Here is a 15,281-nt window from a genome sequence, read left to right as displayed (position 1 = left end):
ACCCGGGCAGGACGGACGACACGGGAGAGTGATGTGACGGCGACGCCATCGCAGCCGTACTCGCCGATGGTGGTGCGCGCCCGGCGCCCGCCCTGCCGCTCCCGCCGCCCGTCCGGCGCGGCGCTCCGGGACACGCTCACCCTCGTGGGTCTGCCGCTGCTCGCCGTGCTCGCCCTGCCCGCCGCGTTCGCCGGCGGCGGTACCCGGCGCTGGTTCGGCGGGCGGGCCGAGAGCCAGCGGGCCGAGGCGCAGGCCGCGAAGGACGACGCTGCCGCCGCCTTCTACGAGCTGGACACCGCGCAGCGGGATCTGCGGATCTCGATAGAGACGATCGCGGCCGTCGACTCCTCCCCCGCCGCCCGGCGCGCGGTCACCGACTTCGAGGCCCTCGGCCGGCGCATCGACGAGGTCAGCCGGCAGTACATCGGCGCCGTCGACGCCCACGACCTGGACCGGGACGACCTGGAGGCCTCGGCCGCCTCCCGTGCCCGCACCGAACTGACCGCGGCCAGAACCGAGCTGGGCCGGGTCAAGCAGGAGCTGGACCGCTTCGCCGAGGGCCTCGGCCCCCTGCTCGGCAAGGCCGAGACCCAGCTCGCCCGGCTGGCCCCCGCCGTCGAGCGGGCCCGGCAGGCCCTGCTCGCCGCCTCCAACGCCCTGGACGCCGCGCGCGGCTCCGGTCTCGAGGCGAACGACCTCGCCACCCGGCTCGCGGCCCTCGGCCCGGAGCTGACCCGGCTGAACCAGGGCGCGGGGCAGCACGGCGTGCCCCAGACCCTGGAGCGCGCCGAACGGGTCACCCGGGAGGCCGAAGCGGTCCGCGCCGAGGCGGAGCGCCTGCCCGAGCGTGCCGCGGAGATCGCCCACCGCCTGGTCTCCCTGCGCACCCGCGCCCAGGCCCTGACCACCCGCACGGAGCAGGTCGAGCCGGTGCTGAGCGAGTTGCGGCGCCGGTTCACCGCCGCCTGCTGGCAGGACCTCCAGCACGTGCCGGACCAGGCGGCCGAATCGGTCCGGCAGGCCGAGCGGAAACTGGCCGAGGCGCAGACCGCCCGCGACGAGCAGCGCTGGCCCGACGCCACCTCCCTGCTGTCGACGGTGCGCGCGCTGCTGAACGCGACCGACGAGGCCGTCTCGGCGGCCGGCGACCGGCTGCACCGGCTCAACGCCGTACAGAAGGACCCGCAGCAGGAGATCGAACGCACCCGCTTCGCGATCCGCGACGCCCAGCGCCTGGCCATGGCCGGCCGCAACACCCCCGACTCCCGTCACGCGCGCCCCCTGGACGAGGCCGTGGCCCGGCTGGAACGGGCGATCACCACGCTGGAGGGCCGGCACCCCGACTACTGGCACTTCCTGACGGAGACGGAGGCGGTCCGGCAGACCGTGGCCGGCGTGGTCACCCGCATACGGGAGGAACGCGGGTCCGGTCACTGATCACCGGGTCCGGTCACGGGTCACCGAGGCCGGGCCGACCGGGGTCACCGGCAGGCCGGGCCCGTTAACCTGTGCGCATGCCTCGCTACGAGTACCGCTGCCGCAGTTGCGGCGACACCTTCGAACTGAGCCGTCCCATGGCCGAGTCCTCCGCTCCGGCCGCCTGCCCCGCGGGTCACGAGGACACGGTGAAGCTGCTGTCGACGGTCGCGGTCGGCGGCTCGGCCTCCGCACCGGCTCCCTCGCCGGGCGCCGGCGGGGGCGGTGGCGGTGGCTGCTGCGGAGGAGGCTGCTGCGGCTGAGTCCGGCTCCGGTTCTCCCCCGCGCTCCCGTCGGGGCTTCTCCGGCTCCCGTCGGGACTTCTCCAACTCCCGGCAGGTCCTCCCGCCCCGTCAGCTGCCCAGGTAGCGCAGCACCGCCAGCACCCTGCGTGAATACCCCTCGCCTCCTGTCAGCTCCAGCTTGTCGAAGATCGCGTTGGTGTGCTTCTCCACCGCGCTCTGCGAGATGTGCAGCCGCCGTGCGATCGCCGCGTTGGTGTGGCCCTGGGCCATCTCGGCCAGCACGTCCCGCTCCCGCACGGTGAGCCGGGCGAGCAGGTCGGTGTGGGTCGTGCGGCCGAGCAGCTGGCGGACCACTTCGGGGTCGAACGCCGCGCGTCCGGCGGCGACCCGCTCCAGCGCGTCCAGGAACTCGTCGATCTGGACCACCCGGTCCTTGAGCAGATATCCGACCCCTTCCGTGTCTCCGGTGAGCAGCTCGGTCGCGTACCGCTTCTCCACGTACTGCGAGAGGACCAGCACTCCGACCTCCGGCCACCGCGCGCGTATCTCCAGGGCCGCGCGCAGGCCCTCGTCCGTGTGCGTGGGCGGCATCCGGACGTCCGCGACGACCACGTCCGGCGGGTCTTCGGCGACCGCCTTCAGCAGCAGCTCGGCGTTGCCGACGGCCGCGAGGACCTCGTGGCCCTCCTCCGCCAGCAGCCGCACCAGCCCCTCCCGCAGCAGGGTGGAGTCCTCGGCGAGGATCAGGCGCATGGCAGCTCCGCGGCCACGAGGGTCGGTCCGCCCTGCGGGCTGACCACGCTGAGACTGCCGTCGAGGGCGGCGACGCGCCGGGCGAGCCCGAACAGTCCGCTGCCTGCGGCGTTCGCCCCGCCGCAGCCGTCGTCCCGCACGCTCACGTACATCCGTTCCCCCTCCGCTCTGACCGCGACGCTTATGCGTGTCGGCGCCGCGTGTTTGACCGCGTTCGTGACCGCCTCGCAGACCACGAAGTACGCGACGGTCGCGACGGCCCGCTCGGGTTCCTCGGCAAGGTCGTACTCCACTCCCACCGGTACGGACGCCCGCTCGGCCACCGTCTCCAGGGCCGCGCGCAGCCCCGCCTCGTCCAATGTGGTCGGGTAGATCCGCCAGGCCACCTCGCGCAGCTCGTCCAGGGCACGGCGGCTCTCGTCGTGGGCCTGGCCAAGCAGCCGGTCCCGGCGGTCCGCGTCCTGACTGCGGCGGGCCCGGCCGAGCAGCATGCCGAGGGCGACGAGGCGCTGCTGCACGCCGTCGTGCAGGTCCCGCTCGATGCGGCGCCGCTCGTCGTTGACGGCGTCGACGACCGCGGCTCGGCTGGCGGACAGCTCCGCGATCCGCCGCTCCAGCTCCTCCTGGTGGCGAGGGCCGAGGAAGTGCCGCGCCAGCTGCCCCTCCAGCCCGGCCACACCGAATATTCCCTGCACGGCGAGGAACACGAGGAACAAACCGCCCAGACTGCCCAGCACCAGCGAACCGGGGTTGCGTATGCCGTCCAGCAGCAGCCAGCCGTACAGCACGAACGTGCCGTACGCCAGGCCGACGGCGGCCGTCAGCATCACGACGCCGCCCAGGATCCCCAGGGTCCAGCGGCAGGCGATGTACCGCAGCGCCCGCACGCCCTCGTACGCGGGTGTGACGCGCAGGTCGAGCCACATCCGCAGCCGGGCCCGCTCCAGCTCCGCCAGGAACCGCGCGCACGCGAGAACCGGGCGCAGTACGGCACGGCGCCCGTCCGGCCAGGCCGCCACCGGGGCCAGCGCGACGCCGGCCAGCAGGGCGAAGGGCAGCTCGACGGCGGCCGAGGCGGTCCCCATGATGAGGCCCACCCCGCACCGCACTCCACGTCGCGCCGTATTTCGCATGATCGCGAGGCTAGCCGGGCGTGCTGGCCGGGCACACTGCGGAAAACCGCAATTCCCGCCTCCGGTGTACCGCAGGCGATCATGCGGTCTTCCTCAGGGTCCCTTCAGCCGCGATTTTCTAGCGTGGTCGTCATGACAGCCATCGCAGCGCAGCCGGCCGCGGACAGCGGTGCGGCACCGCAGTGGATCAACGACCTCATGGACGCCCTCGGTGCCCCCGGTGCCGGTCTCGCCATCGCTCTGGAGAATCTCTTCCCTCCCCTGCCGAGCGAGGTGATCCTGCCGCTCGCCGGGTTCGCGGCCAGCTCCGGCCGGATGAGCCTGATCGCCGTCCTGCTGTGGACGACGGCGGGTTCGGTGATCGGGGCGCTCGCCCTGTACGGGATCGGTGCCCTGCTCGGCCGGGACCGCACGGTGGCGATAGCGGGGAAGCTGCCGCTGGTGAAGGTGTCCGACATAGAGAAGACGGAGGCCTGGTTCCTCCGCCACGGGACCAAAGCGGTGTTCTTCGGCCGGATGATCCCCATCTTCCGCAGCCTGATCTCCGTGCCGGCGGGCGTGGAGCGGATGCGGCTGCCCGTCTTCCTCGCTCTGACGACGCTCGGCAGCGCGATCTGGAACACCGTGTTCGTACTCGCGGGCTACGCGCTGGGGGACAACTGGTCGAAGGTCTCGGGCATCGCCTCCACCTACTCGAAGGTGATCCTCGCCGCGGCCGCCCTGGCGCTGGTGGTCTTCGTCGGCATGCGTCTGCTGCGTCCGGGCGCCGGTCACCGGCGGCGGGGCCGCGGGCACGAGGGGAGGCAGGGCATACGGACGCAGGCGGACGACGACGGCCACCCCGGCACCGGCGGCGGCCACCCCGGCACCGGTGGCGGTGCCGGGGACCCGGACGGCGATCTCAGCGAGCAGGGCTCGCCGCGCCGAGGAACTCGCGGAGGATCCGCTCCCCGGCCATGACTCCGCGCTCGGGCAGGGCGCTGATCGTCGGGGCCGACCATCCGGAGTCGGCCAGTTCGCCGTGGCCCGGGCGCCAGCCCCGGTCGGCGGCGAGCAGCAGGTCGGCGTCGAGGAGCGAGTCGCCGGCGGCGAGGGTGAGTTCGGCACCGGTGCGGCGGGCGACCTCGTGGACGGCGGCGCTCTTGGTGAGCGGCTTGGGGACGGCGTAGATCTTGCGGCCCTGGAGGGACACGGTCCAGCCGCGGTTCTCGGCCCACACGGCGAGTTCCTTCACCCAGTCCTGGGGCAGCAGGTCGCGTTCGACGACCAGGTAGGCGAAGAGGTCCTCGGCGACGCGGTGCTTGCGCACCCACAGCGGGTCGGCGGTGCTCGTCAGGTGGTCCCGGACCTCGGCCAGGGAGGCGCATTCGTCGGCCAGCCGTGCGGTCACCCGTGCGTGCCAGTCGGGGTCGGAGACGCCGTCCACCAGCAGGTGGCCGCCGTTGGCGCAGATTGCGTACTCGGGCGCTGGGCCGGGGAGGTTGATCCGCTGGTACTGCTTGCGGGTGCGGGTGGTGGCCGGCACGAAGACCGCAGTGTCGCCGAGGTCGGTCAGCAGCTTCGCGGCCGTCTCGGTCATGTAGGACAGGGGTCTGCTCTCGTAGACCTCCACGCACAGCAGGCGGGGCGCCCTCAGGTCGGGCATGGTCAGCCCGAGCGCGGCCGCCGAGTAGATGAGGGTGCGGTCGAGGTCGCTGGCGACGAGTACCGGCATCAGAGGGTCACCGCCTTGCCGTCGGCGCCGGTGGCGCCCCGCGTGTACTGGGGGTGGATCAGCCCGACGCAGGTGTACGGCAGCTCGGCGACCTCCTCCACGGGCACGCCCCGCTGCTCGGCCAGCAGGCGGACGTGGTCCAGGTCGGCGCCGGCGCCGGCGCGGGCCAGCACCTTCCACGGGACGCGGCGCAGCATCACCCGGGTGGTCTCGCCGACGCCGGGCTTGACCAGGTTCACGTCGTGGATGCCGTACTCCTCGCTGATGCGCTCGACGGCGGCCCATCCTTCCCAGGTGGGGGTGCGGTCGGCGGAGAGGAGTTCCTTGGCCTGGGCGTCGACCGTCTCCGTGACGTCCGGGAAGCGGGCGGCCACGGCGTCGAGGAAGACCGGTGACAGGTCGGCGCCGGCGAGTTCGCGGTAGAACTTCGCGCCGTGGAAGTCGTGCGGGCCGACCAGGTCGGCGCGGAGCACGGTGCGGGAGATCAGGCCGGAGACGGTGGAGTTGAGGCAGGCGGAGGGGATGAGGAAGTCATCACGGGTGCCGTAGGTGCGGACGCAGGAGCCGGGGTCGGCCAGTACGGCGATCTCGGGGTCGAAGCCGGTGACGCCGTCGGAGACCTCGAAGTCACGCAGGGCGGCGGCGAGTTCGCGGGTGATGGCGCCCTTGCCGGTCCAGCCGTCGACGAAGACCACGTCGGCGGGGTCGTGGTGGGCGGCCAGCCAGCGCAGGGCGTTGGCGTCGATGCCGCGGCCCCGGACGATCGACACGGCGTAGTGCGGGAGGTCGAGCCCGTGACGGAACTGCGCCCAGCGGCGCATCAGTACGCCGACGGGGGTGCCCGCGCGGGCGAGGGAGACCAGGACCGGGCGGGGCGAGCGCTCCGCGAGGACGATCTCGGTGACGGCGCCGACGGCACGCGCCAGCCGGTCGGCGGACGCCTCCAGCGCCGCGTGGAACAGCTCCTGGTACTGCTCGCTGGGCTGGTACTCGACGGGCAGCGACTCGGCGTAGTGCGCGCCGCCGCTCTGGATCGCCTCCTCGCGCTCCTCGGTCGGCGCTTCCAGGGTCACGTCCGAGAGGTCCTGGAGCAGCCAGCCGACCTCGTCGGGCGCGTACGAGGAGAAGGCGGGGCCGCGCAGCGGCTCGGGCAGCATGGAGGGCCTTTCGGAGGCGTGCGGGGGGCGCGGGACGTACGAGGGGACGACCGCGAGCAGGACGTGCGGGACGTGGGCGGCCAGGCGGGCCACCAGTCCGTCGGGGGCGTGCAGCGCGGGGGTGTCGGCGGCCGAGTCGACGACGGCGAGGACGGCGTCGAAGCCGGCGCCCGCGACGTTGTAGGCGTAACGCTCGCCGGGGCCGTCGGCCGGGTCGTCGTGCGCGGGGAAGACCAGGCGGGTGCGTATGGCGTAGCCGGGGTCGTCGACCGCGAGGACGGGAGAGCGGGTGGTGGTGGAGTAGCGCACGTCGATGCCGCCGCCGTCGGTCTGCTCCAGCGCGTGGGCCAGGCGGAGCGGGGCGTACATGAGTTCCTCGGAGCCGAGGACGAGCACGCGCCGTGCGTCGGCGGGCAGCGCCTCGGCGATCCGGGCCGCCATGCCGGGCAGCGCCTCCTCCAGCCGCTCCCGGTGCACGGCGGCGAAGCCGTGCCGTCCGCCGTCGGGGACGTCCTGGGGCCAGCGCAGGTCGACGCGGGCGACTGAGCCGGCCGGGCCGGACGCCACCGCGCCCCGGCCGGACGCCTCCGTGACGGGTGCGGTCGCCTCCGTGACGGGTGCGGTCGGCGTCTCGTGCCGGGCGACGAGTTCCTGGCCCTTCTCCAGCACGCCCGTCGGCAGGCGGACCGTGCCGGAGGCGGTGGTCACCAGGTCGACGCGGGCGCCGATCTCCCGGGCGAGGTCGTCCAGCCGGCCGGCGTCGGCGGGCGAGCGCATGTCGACCAGGGCCACCACGACGTACCGCGTACGGGGGTAGCGCTCGTGCAGGGCCCGGATGGTGTTGAGCACCGTGTTGCCGGTGGAGAATTCGTCGTCGACGAGGACCAGCGGCCCGTCGCCGGCCAGCAGCGCCGGGTCCTCGGGCAGCAGGAGGTGGGAGGTCGCGTGCGAGTGGGCTTCCTCGAAGCCGCCCGCCCGGGCCACCGAGCCGACCGGACGGCGGGTGGAGTGCAGGTACGGGGCGGGTCCCAGGCCGTCGGCGACGCAGTGGCCCAGTCCGGTGGCGGTCTCCGCGTAGCCGAGGACGACCGCGCGTCCGGCGTCCTCGGTGCCGAGCAGGTCGCGGACGCGGCGGCCCAGGGCGACGCCGTGGCCGTAGACGACGGAGGGCGACTGCGGGACGTGCTTGCCGAGCACGTTGGAGACGAGCAGGTGCGCCCGCTTGGGGTTGCGGCGCAGGGCGAGGCCCAGCAGGCCGGGGAGCGTCTCGTCGCCGGCGAGTTCGACGCCGAGCCGCTCGGCGACCCAGCTGCCGGACCATGTTCCGGCGCGCTCTTCGGCGGGCTCCTCGGCGTGCGCCCTGTCGGTCATGTGGTCGTGCCTCCCGTTGTCCGCCGCGGCTCGGGGCCCCGGCGTGGTCATGGATCGCGTGCGTCCGGTCGCCCGGCGGTCAGTCGGCCAGGCCGGCGGCGAGCAGTTCCACGAAGCCGATGTCCTCGTTGGCCACCCCGAAGACCTCGGCGCGCAGCAGGGTCCGTTCGGCCCAGGCGCGGTGGGGCTTCACCTCGTTCATCTTGTTCGTGTAGGCCGACCTCATCACGCCTCCGCCGCCCCGCTCGGGCCGCAGGATGTCCTGGGCGTCGCTGAACTCCTCGTGGCTGACCACGGACAGCGCGTGCACGGGGAGCACGTGCGAGGGGTGGATGCAGGTCTTGCCCAGCAGTCCGTTGGCCCGGTCCAGGGAGATCTCGCGCAGCAGGCCGTCCATCGAGTGCTCGATGAGCTTCTGGCGCAGTCCGACGGCCTGGCCCTCCAGGAAGGGGCTCTGCCGCAGCTGCGGTTTGAACATGCGTTCCTGGACCCGGAAGTACTCCCACACGGGTCCGGTCACGGTGAATCCGGTGCCGTCGGCGCGGGCCAGCATGTTCACCACGTCGGCGATGACGGAGGCGACGATCTGGACGTCGTAGGCCGTCATGTCGGGGCCCCTGCGCAGCCCGTAGGAGGAGCAGAAGTCGGTCACGCCGAGCCGCAGGGCGAGCACGCGGTCCCGGAACTTGTCGACCGCGCGGAAGATCCCCTCCAGTGTCTGCACCCGGGACTCCCGGTACAGCAGGTCCGGGGATTCGAGCACGGGCATGGCGAAGAGCCTGCGCCCGCTGGCGGCCTCGGCGGCGGAGAGCGCCTCCAGGAAGGGCATGCCGCGATCCCCGGTGAACTTCGGCAGCACGAATCCGGACAGCAGCCGCACGGCGAGGCCGAGGCGCCGCACGAGGTCGGGTATCTGCTCGGGGGTGCGGACCCGGACGAAGAGCAGGGGGACGTCGGCGTCGGGACGTTCCGCCAGGTCCGTGAGTTGGCGGACGAGGTTGGCCTCACCCTCGGGTACGTCGGCGTCGCCGATCGAGTCCTCCAGGCACAGCACCATCGACACCAGGCCGCGCGCCCCCTGCTTCAGGATGTCGTCGGCGAGGCTCGGACGGGTCGCCGGGCTGTAGAGCGTGGCACCCAGGGCCGCGGACAGCAGTCTGGCCGGGGAGTCCGCCGTGAAGGAGCAGGGCTCCTGGTGAAAGAGACGCTTCCGCACATCAGGGGCTATCTGTCCGAAATGACGCATCTAAACTCCCCCGTGGTGTCTGGGCAACCTGTGAATCGCCGAAGGTGGCCGGTAATAGTACGTACGCATCCATGTCGGAGGTTCCCACCGGGCATGAATTCCAGGTAACCCGGCCGTGTCGGCGATGGCGACCCGAGCCGGCCGCAGACCCGACGAGTACCCGCCCCCGCGTTGTCGTGACCAGGACCGAGAAGGCAGGATGACGGCATGACGCACGCGATGCTGAAAGGGTCGAACGTCCCGCTGCAAGCCACCACGGTACGCGCCGTGCTGCGCTGGGCCCCGGGGCAGGGGGTCCCCGACGTCGACGCCTCCGCGCTGCTGCTGGGCCCGGACGGCCGTGTGCGTTCCGACGAGGACTTCGTCTTCTACAACCAGCCCCGGCACCCCTCCGGCCAGGTCTGGCGGCTCGGCAAGAAGCGGGTCGCCGAGGGCCTGACCGACACGATCCAGACGGACCTCTCGCGCGTCGAGCCCTCCGTGGGCCGGATCCTGCTGGTCGCCTCGGCGGACGGCGTCGCCTTCGACCGGGTCGCCTCGCTGCGCATCCTGCTGTACGACGCCACGGCCGCCGACCCGGAGCCGTTGGCGTACTTCGACGTCAAGCCGGAGACGGGCGAGGAGACCGCGCTGATCTGCGGCGAGCTGTACCGGCGCGGGGAGGGCTGGAAGTTCCGGGCGCTGGGCGAGGGCTACTCCAACGGCCTCAAGGGTCTGGCGACCGACTTCGGCATCTCGGTGGACGAGTCGGAGGGGGCGGACGACCCCATGTCGGCCCCCCGGCCCCGACCGGCCCCGTCGGCCCCCGCCCCCTCGGCTCCGTCCCGGTCCACGCCCGACCAGCCCACGACCGCCCGGTCCGTCTCCGCGCCCTCGGTGGTCGGGCCCGAGCACCCGACGGCCGTGCAGCCCCTGCCGGGGGCCTCGCGGCCGCTGCCGCCTGAGCAGCCCGTCGGCGTGCCGTCCCAGCCCGCGTACGGCTATCCGCAGCATCCTCCGGCGGCCCAGTCCGCCTACGGCTATCCCCAGACGGGTGCGGACCGGTCCGGCTACGGGTATCCGCAGGCACCCGCGGCGGCCGGGGCCACCGGTGCGCCGTCCGGCTACGGCTACCCGCAGCCGGTCACCGGGGCGCCCGATCCGGACTTCCGGCTGCCCCCGCAGGGGCCGCAGTTCATAGGCCGATAGCCGCCCCGCGGGTCCCGGGCGGCCTCCGCGGGCGTCGGCCGGCGTCCGCGGTCCGGGCGCGGGGCCGTCAGCGCTCGGCCTTGCTCTTGTGCCCCCGGCCCCATTGCAGGCCCCAGCCGTACAGCCGGTCCAGCTCGCCCTGGAAGCCGTACACGAACTTCACCTCGCGGCGGACGATGATCTCGTCCTTGACGTTCTCGATCATCACCACGGCGCAGGACCTGGCCTGCGGGTGGCGCTCGTCCAGGCCGATCTCGATGCGGGGGCCGTTGCTCGGGTAGAGCGTGACGACGGCGTGCGTCCGGTCGAAGGCGGGGGTCTGGTCGTAGATGTAGGCGAAGAGCAGCAGGCGCTTGATGGCGTCCCGGTGGTCGAGGTTGATGTAGATCGTCTCGCCGGAGGCCGAGCCGAAGCGGTCGTCGCCGCTGAGTTTGACATAGGGCGGGGCGTTGACGTCGCCCAGGAAGCCGCCGAGCGGCTGGACCACCCCGCGGGTGCCGTCCTGGAGTTCGTAGAGGCAGCCGAGGTCGAGGTCGACGTTGACCATGCTCTGGCTGTGGCCGACGACCTCCGGGGGCTTGAGCGCCTTGAAGGGATGCCGCAGCAGGCTCTCCCGCTGGACGCCGGAGATGTCGGAGGTCCGCATCCGCCAGGACAGGTTGACGCGCAGGTTGCCGGTCGCCGCGCCCTGCCGGGTCAGGGAGACCTGGCTGTGCCGTTTGGTCAGCTGGATGGAGTTGGTCGCCGCGCTGCCCGAGTCGAACTCGGACTCGCGGCCACGCCACAGCCCGCTCAAGAAGCCCATTCCCGCCCCACCTTCACCTCACCGCCGACGGGGCGGCCCCGAGGAATCGTCCTCGACGGCCGCCCCGCTCAGAGCGTTCCTCGTCCGGGCCGGGTTCACACCAGGGGCGTGGGCGCACCGGGGGCGCGCCCCGGCCCGGGAATCAAGGGGCTCACACCCCGGAGGAGACCTCCGCCTTCTTCTGGTCGCCGTCTCCGCCGGCCGCCGCCAGGGCGCGGTTGCGGCGCACCGAGGACCAGAAGGACCAGCCGATCAGCACGACGCCGACGAGACCGGTGATGATCTCGTTGATCTCGTACTGGATGGTGACCAGCAGGATCACCGACAGGGCGCCGATCGCGTAGTGGGCGCCGTGCTCCAGGTAGACGTAGTCGTCGAGGGTGCCCTGGCGGACCAGGTAGACCGTGAGCGACCGGACGTACATGGCGCCGATGCCGAGGCCGAGGGCCATCAGGACGATGTCGTTGGTGATGGCGAAGGCGCCGATGACACCGTCGAAGGAGAACGACGCGTCCAGGACCTCCAGGTAGAGGAACATGAAGAACGCGGCCTTGCCCGCCAGCTTGACGGCCGACTTGGGCTTCCCGGCCCGTTCGGCCGCCTCTTCCTCCTCGTGCTCGCGTTCCTCCTCCTCTTCGAGTTTGTCCTCGAAGTAGCCGGAGAGCCCGCCGACGATCATGTAGGTGATCAGACCGGCGATGCCCGCCAGCAGGACCGTCTCCGCCTTGTCGGCATGGGCGCCGCCGTGCTGGTGGGCGTGGGCGCCGAAGGTGATCGCGGAGACCAGCAGCACGATCAGGGCGATGCAGACCGACAGCATGTCGACCTTGCCGAGCTTGGCCAGCGGGCGCTCCAGCCACTGGAGCCACTTGATGTCACGGTCCTCGAAGATGAAGTCGAGGAAGATCATCAGCAGGAACATGCCACCGAAGGCGGCGATCGACGGATGGGCGTCCGTCACCAGCTCCTGATAGCGGTCCTTGTCCGTCAGGGCGAGGTCGACGGCCTCGATCGGTCCGAGCTGGGCGCTGATCGCGACGATCACGACCGGGAAGACCAGACGCATGCCGAACACGGCGATGAGGATGCCGACGGTGAGGAAGATCTTCTGCCAGAAGGCATTCATCTTCTTCAGGATCCCGGCGTTGACCACCGCGTTGTCGAAGGACAGCGAGATCTCCAGGACGGAGAGGATCGCCACGATGCCGAAGGCGGTCCACCCCCCGTAGAAGACCGCCGCGACCAGGCCGAGCGCGGTGACCGCGAACGACCAGCCGAAGGTTTTCAGAAGCACTGGCTACCCAATCCTGTGTGTACGGGGCTCCCCCGCGCCGTACTCGGCTTTACGAAACGTTGACTCCGAAGTCTAGAGCGATGCCGCGCAGCCCCGACGCGTACCCCTGACCCACTGCACGGAACTTCCACTCCCCCTGGTAGCGGTAGAGCTCGCCGAAGATCATCGCGGTCTCCGTGGAGGCGTCCTCACTGAGGTCGTAGCGTGCCAGCTCCTGGCCGTCGGCCTGGTTGACGACCCGGATGAAGGCGTTGCTGACCTGGCCGAAGGTCTGGCCGCGCTCGTCGGCCATGTGGATCGAGACCGGAAATACGATCTTGTCGCAGTGGGCGGGCACCTTGGAGAGGTCGATCAGCAGCGACTCGTCGTCGCCGTCACCCTCGCCGGTGAGGTTGTCGCCGGTGTGCTCGATCGAGCCGTCCGGGCTCTTGAGCTGGTTGTAGAAGACGAACCACTCGTCGCCGAGCACCCGGCCGCCGCTGCACACCAGTGCGCTCGCGTCGAGGTCGAAGGGTGCTCCGGTGGTGGAACGCGCGTCCCAGCCGAGCCCGACCAGTACCTGTGTGAGGTTCGGTGCGGCCTTGGACAGGGAGACGTTGCCGCCCTTGGCAAGCGTGACGCCCATGGTGATGGTCCCTCCCCGGGTGATGGTTCTCGGGTTTCCTGTGCGTCCGGCGCCGCACGTAAACCGTGCGGCGCCGGACGTGTCGAGACTGTGGCCTCGCCGGGGGTTCGAGTCCGTCGCCCCGGCGGTCGGGCCGTCGGGTCGCTCAGACGTTCACGCCGAAGTCCTGGGCGATGCCGCGCAGGCCGGAGGCGTAGCCCTGGCCGATGGCGCGGAACTTCCACTCCGCGCCGTGGCGGTACAGCTCGCCGAAGACCATGGCGGTCTCCGTGGAGGCGTCCTCGCTCAGGTCGTAGCGGGCGATCTCGGTCTCGCCGGCCTGGTTGACGACGCGGATGAACGCGTTGCGCACCTGGCCGAAGGACTGCTGGCGGTTCTCCGCGTCGTAGATCGATACCGGGAAGACGATCTTCTCGATGTCGGCGGGGACGCCGGCCAGGTTGATCTTGATCTGCTCGTCGTCGCCCTCGCCCTCACCGGTGAGGTTGTCGCCGGTGTGCTCGACCGAGCCGTCCGGGCTCTTCAGGTTGTTGAAGAAGATGAAGTGCGCGTCGCTGGCGACCTTGCCGCCGCTGTTCAGCAGCAGCGCGCTGGCGTCGAGGTCGAAGTCGGTGCCGGTCGTGGTGCGGATGTCCCACCCCAGACCGACGATGACCGCGGTCAGGCCGGGGGCCTCCTTGGTCAGCGATACGTTGCCGCCCTTGCTGAGGCTGACTCCCACGAGTCCTCCATTGGTGTCCAGGGGCGGGGTGCCCCGTAGTGCGTGGATAACGGATCAACGAGTCGATCCTAGTGACGGGTTCCCGCACCCCGCAGTCCCCGGAGCCCACCGAATCACGCGGTGTCGGCCAGGTGGCCCCGGCGGGCGCCGGTCACAGGGTGTCGAGAGCCTTCACGTACTCGGCCAGGTCACGGGCGTCCGGCAGACCGTTGACCACGGTCCAGCGCACGACACCCTCCTGGTCGATGATGAAGGTGCCGCGGACGGCGCAACCCTTGTCCTCGTCGAAGACGCCGTAGGCGCGCGAGACGTTGCCGTGCGGCCAGAAGTCGGACAGCAGCGGGTACTCCAGACCCTCCTGCTCCGCGAAGACGCGCAGGGTGTGGATGGAGTCGTTGGAGACGGCGAGCACCTGGGTGTCCCGGTCGGAGAACTGCGGCAGGTTGTCCCGCACCTCGCACAGCTCGCCCGTGCACACACCGGTGAAGGCGAAGGGGTAGAAGAGCAGCACGACGTTCTTGCGGCCGCGGAACTCGGACAGCCTCACGGTCGCGCCATGGTTGTCCTTGAGCTCGAAGTCGGGGGCCTTGTCGCCGACCTGGATCGTCATGTCCCGTTCGTCCCTTCCGTGGGAAGTGCTCCGTGGGCACTTCGCTGGGAACAGCCTACGCAGGGACGGTCACGGACCCGCGGGACGGGCCGACGGCGGTCGGCCCGTCCCGCGGGTCCGGAAGCTCACGGAGCCCGGCGGGCTACCGCTTGGACTTGGCGGCCTTGGGCGTCGCCAGCCGGCTGCCGCTCCAGTCCTTGCCGACGCTGACGCTCTTGGACGCCGTCAGTCCGGCGGTCGTCGCGGCTTCCGAGATGTCACTGGCCTCGACGTATCCGTCACGGCCGGTCTTCGGCGTGAGAAGGAGGATCGACCCGCCCTCTTCGATGTACGTGGTGGCATCCACCAGCGCATCCGTCAGGTCGCCGTCGTCGTCACGGAACCACAGCACGACGGCATCGGCCACGTCCTCGTAGTCCTCGTCCACCAGCTCGCCCTCGACGGCGCCCTCGATGGCCTCGCGGAGCTCCTGGTCGACGTCGTCGTCGTAGCCGATCTCCTGGACCACCTGCCCGGGCTGGAAACCCAGCCTGGCGGCAGGGTTCGTCCGCTCCTCCGCGTGGTCCGCGGTCGCGCTCACGGGTTGCCTCCTGATCAATTTTCGGATGGGGTGCCCCCGGGCCCGTCCGGGCCTGGGGGAATCTTCAGCCACGCGCGTGCGCGAAGCTTGGCCGTAGTCCACACGGGCGGGACGGATCGCGCAAGTACCCGGCGTCTGGGACCGCCGAAACGGTGACGATCCCGGCCGTGTCGCCGCAACTCCAGCCATGCCGTCCAGCCCGAAGGTGACGTACACCACACCTATCTGCCCCGTTTGCGTATTTGGGAACCACGTGTGGGTACGAGACTCGAATGAACGTGCCCCCGATTCTCATGGGAGAACCGGTTACCCCACGGTACAGATGACGATTGCCCCCGCGAGGTACACGATGGGGAACCGGCG

General features: G+C 71.5%; 15 protein-coding genes. 4 read left to right on the top strand and 11 right to left on the bottom strand.

Annotation, left to right across the window (positions count from 1 at the left end; genetic code table 11):
- Nucleotides 1–33 precede the first annotated feature (33 nt).
- Both EV562_RS07945 and EV562_RS07940 read left to right on the top strand, forming a co-directional pair.
- Nucleotides 34–1,437, top strand: coding sequence for a hypothetical protein (locus EV562_RS07945; protein WP_133885934.1), 1,404 nt, complete (start codon nucleotides 34–36; stop codon nucleotides 1,435–1,437).
- Nucleotides 1,438–1,514: 77 nt separating this feature from the next.
- A complete protein-coding gene (locus tag EV562_RS07940; protein WP_133885933.1) occupies nucleotides 1,515–1,739 on the top strand; it encodes a zinc ribbon domain-containing protein in 225 nt (74 codons plus the stop codon).
- 90 nt (nucleotides 1,740–1,829) lie between these two features.
- On the opposite strand, the gene EV562_RS07935 is transcribed toward EV562_RS07940, so the two are convergent.
- Both EV562_RS07935 and EV562_RS07930 read right to left on the bottom strand, forming a co-directional pair.
- Entirely contained in the window at nucleotides 1,830–2,474 is a 645-nt protein-coding gene (locus EV562_RS07935; protein ID WP_166661642.1) for a response regulator transcription factor, read from the bottom strand.
- Nucleotides 2,465–3,607 carry a histidine kinase gene (locus EV562_RS07930; RefSeq protein WP_208298310.1) on the bottom strand — a complete coding sequence of 381 codons (1,143 nt, stop codon included), beginning with the start codon at nucleotides 3,605–3,607 and terminating at the stop codon, nucleotides 2,465–2,467. The genes EV562_RS07935 and EV562_RS07930 overlap by 10 nt, the downstream gene beginning before the upstream one ends.
- Nucleotides 3,608–3,739: 132 nt before the next feature.
- Between EV562_RS07930 and EV562_RS07925 the strand changes: the two genes are divergently transcribed.
- Complete coding sequence (locus EV562_RS07925; protein WP_166661641.1) at nucleotides 3,740–4,567, top strand: DedA family protein; 828 nt, start codon at nucleotides 3,740–3,742, stop codon at nucleotides 4,565–4,567.
- Here EV562_RS07925 and EV562_RS07920 read toward each other — a convergent pair.
- From EV562_RS07920 to EV562_RS07910, 3 genes are all read right to left on the bottom strand, one after another.
- On the bottom strand, nucleotides 4,509–5,321 hold the full coding sequence (locus EV562_RS07920) for an HAD family hydrolase (RefSeq protein WP_133885931.1): 813 nt from the start codon (nucleotides 5,319–5,321) through the stop codon (nucleotides 4,509–4,511). The two genes, EV562_RS07925 and EV562_RS07920, sit on opposite strands and share 59 nt — an antisense overlap.
- Nucleotides 5,321–7,849: a phosphoribosyltransferase gene (locus tag EV562_RS07915; protein WP_133885930.1), complete on the bottom strand. Its 2,529-nt coding sequence runs from the start codon at nucleotides 7,847–7,849 to the stop codon at nucleotides 5,321–5,323. Before EV562_RS07915 ends, EV562_RS07920 begins: the two co-directional genes overlap by 1 nt.
- A gap of 79 nt (nucleotides 7,850–7,928) precedes the next feature.
- Nucleotides 7,929–9,095, bottom strand: coding sequence for an HpcH/HpaI aldolase/citrate lyase family protein (locus EV562_RS07910; protein WP_133885929.1), 1,167 nt, complete (start codon nucleotides 9,093–9,095; stop codon nucleotides 7,929–7,931).
- A gap of 207 nt (nucleotides 9,096–9,302) precedes the next feature.
- Between EV562_RS07910 and EV562_RS07905 the strand changes: the two genes are divergently transcribed.
- Nucleotides 9,303–10,283 (top strand): TerD family protein, encoded by a 981-nt coding sequence (locus tag EV562_RS07905; RefSeq protein WP_133885928.1) that lies wholly within the window; start codon nucleotides 9,303–9,305, stop codon nucleotides 10,281–10,283.
- Nucleotides 10,284–10,350: 67 nt separating this feature from the next.
- On the opposite strand, the gene EV562_RS07900 is transcribed toward EV562_RS07905, so the two are convergent.
- The 6 genes from EV562_RS07900 to EV562_RS07875 form a co-directional block, all read right to left on the bottom strand.
- Nucleotides 10,351–11,088 carry a Tellurium resistance gene (locus EV562_RS07900; protein WP_133885927.1) on the bottom strand — a complete coding sequence of 246 codons (738 nt, stop codon included), beginning with the start codon at nucleotides 11,086–11,088 and terminating at the stop codon, nucleotides 10,351–10,353.
- Between the two features lie 151 nt (nucleotides 11,089–11,239).
- Complete coding sequence (locus tag EV562_RS07895; RefSeq protein ID WP_133885926.1) at nucleotides 11,240–12,382, bottom strand: DUF475 domain-containing protein; 1,143 nt, start codon at nucleotides 12,380–12,382, stop codon at nucleotides 11,240–11,242.
- 49 nt (nucleotides 12,383–12,431) lie between these two features.
- The gene (locus tag EV562_RS07890) at nucleotides 12,432–13,007 is read right to left on the bottom strand and encodes a TerD family protein (RefSeq protein ID WP_133885925.1); all 576 of its coding nucleotides are present in this window, start codon (nucleotides 13,005–13,007) and stop codon (nucleotides 12,432–12,434) included.
- A gap of 145 nt (nucleotides 13,008–13,152) precedes the next feature.
- Nucleotides 13,153–13,728, bottom strand: coding sequence for a calcium homeostasis/redox stress adaptation protein (locus tag EV562_RS07885; RefSeq protein WP_133885924.1), 576 nt, complete (start codon nucleotides 13,726–13,728; stop codon nucleotides 13,153–13,155).
- Between the two features lie 151 nt (nucleotides 13,729–13,879).
- Complete coding sequence (locus EV562_RS07880) at nucleotides 13,880–14,338, bottom strand: peroxiredoxin (RefSeq protein ID WP_133885923.1); 459 nt, start codon at nucleotides 14,336–14,338, stop codon at nucleotides 13,880–13,882.
- 142 nt (nucleotides 14,339–14,480) lie between these two features.
- A complete protein-coding gene (locus EV562_RS07875) occupies nucleotides 14,481–14,918 on the bottom strand; it encodes a DUF3052 domain-containing protein (RefSeq protein ID WP_166661640.1) in 438 nt (145 codons plus the stop codon).
- Nucleotides 14,919–15,281 lie beyond the last annotated feature (363 nt).

It is taken from the genome of Streptomyces sp. BK208, assembly GCF_004364245.1.
In the GTDB taxonomy this organism is placed as follows: domain Bacteria; phylum Actinomycetota; class Actinomycetes; order Streptomycetales; family Streptomycetaceae; genus Streptomyces.
Note: the sequence above shows the minus strand (reverse complement) of the source record. Positions and strands in the feature narration are given on the sequence as shown.

Coding starts and splice junctions, on each gene's coding strand:
- EV562_RS07915 (WP_133885930.1), bottom strand. CDS start 7,849: ATGACCGACAGGGCGCACGCCGAGGAGCCCGCCGAAGAGCGCGCCGGA.
- EV562_RS07940 (WP_133885933.1), top strand. CDS start 1,515: ATGCCTCGCTACGAGTACCGCTGCCGCAGTTGCGGCGACACCTTCGAA.
- EV562_RS07935 (WP_166661642.1), bottom strand. CDS start 2,474: ATGCGCCTGATCCTCGCCGAGGACTCCACCCTGCTGCGGGAGGGGCTG.
- EV562_RS07905 (WP_133885928.1), top strand. CDS start 9,303: ATGACGCACGCGATGCTGAAAGGGTCGAACGTCCCGCTGCAAGCCACC.
- EV562_RS07930 (WP_208298310.1), bottom strand. CDS start 3,607: ATGCGAAATACGGCGCGACGTGGAGTGCGGTGCGGGGTGGGCCTCATC.
- EV562_RS07925 (WP_166661641.1), top strand. CDS start 3,740: ATGACAGCCATCGCAGCGCAGCCGGCCGCGGACAGCGGTGCGGCACCG.
- EV562_RS07890 (WP_133885925.1), bottom strand. CDS start 13,007: ATGGGCGTCACGCTTGCCAAGGGCGGCAACGTCTCCCTGTCCAAGGCC.
- EV562_RS07920 (WP_133885931.1), bottom strand. CDS start 5,321: ATGCCGGTACTCGTCGCCAGCGACCTCGACCGCACCCTCATCTACTCG.
- EV562_RS07910 (WP_133885929.1), bottom strand. CDS start 9,095: ATGCGTCATTTCGGACAGATAGCCCCTGATGTGCGGAAGCGTCTCTTT.
- EV562_RS07900 (WP_133885927.1), bottom strand. CDS start 11,088: ATGGGCTTCTTGAGCGGGCTGTGGCGTGGCCGCGAGTCCGAGTTCGAC.
- EV562_RS07880 (WP_133885923.1), bottom strand. CDS start 14,338: ATGACGATCCAGGTCGGCGACAAGGCCCCCGACTTCGAGCTCAAGGAC.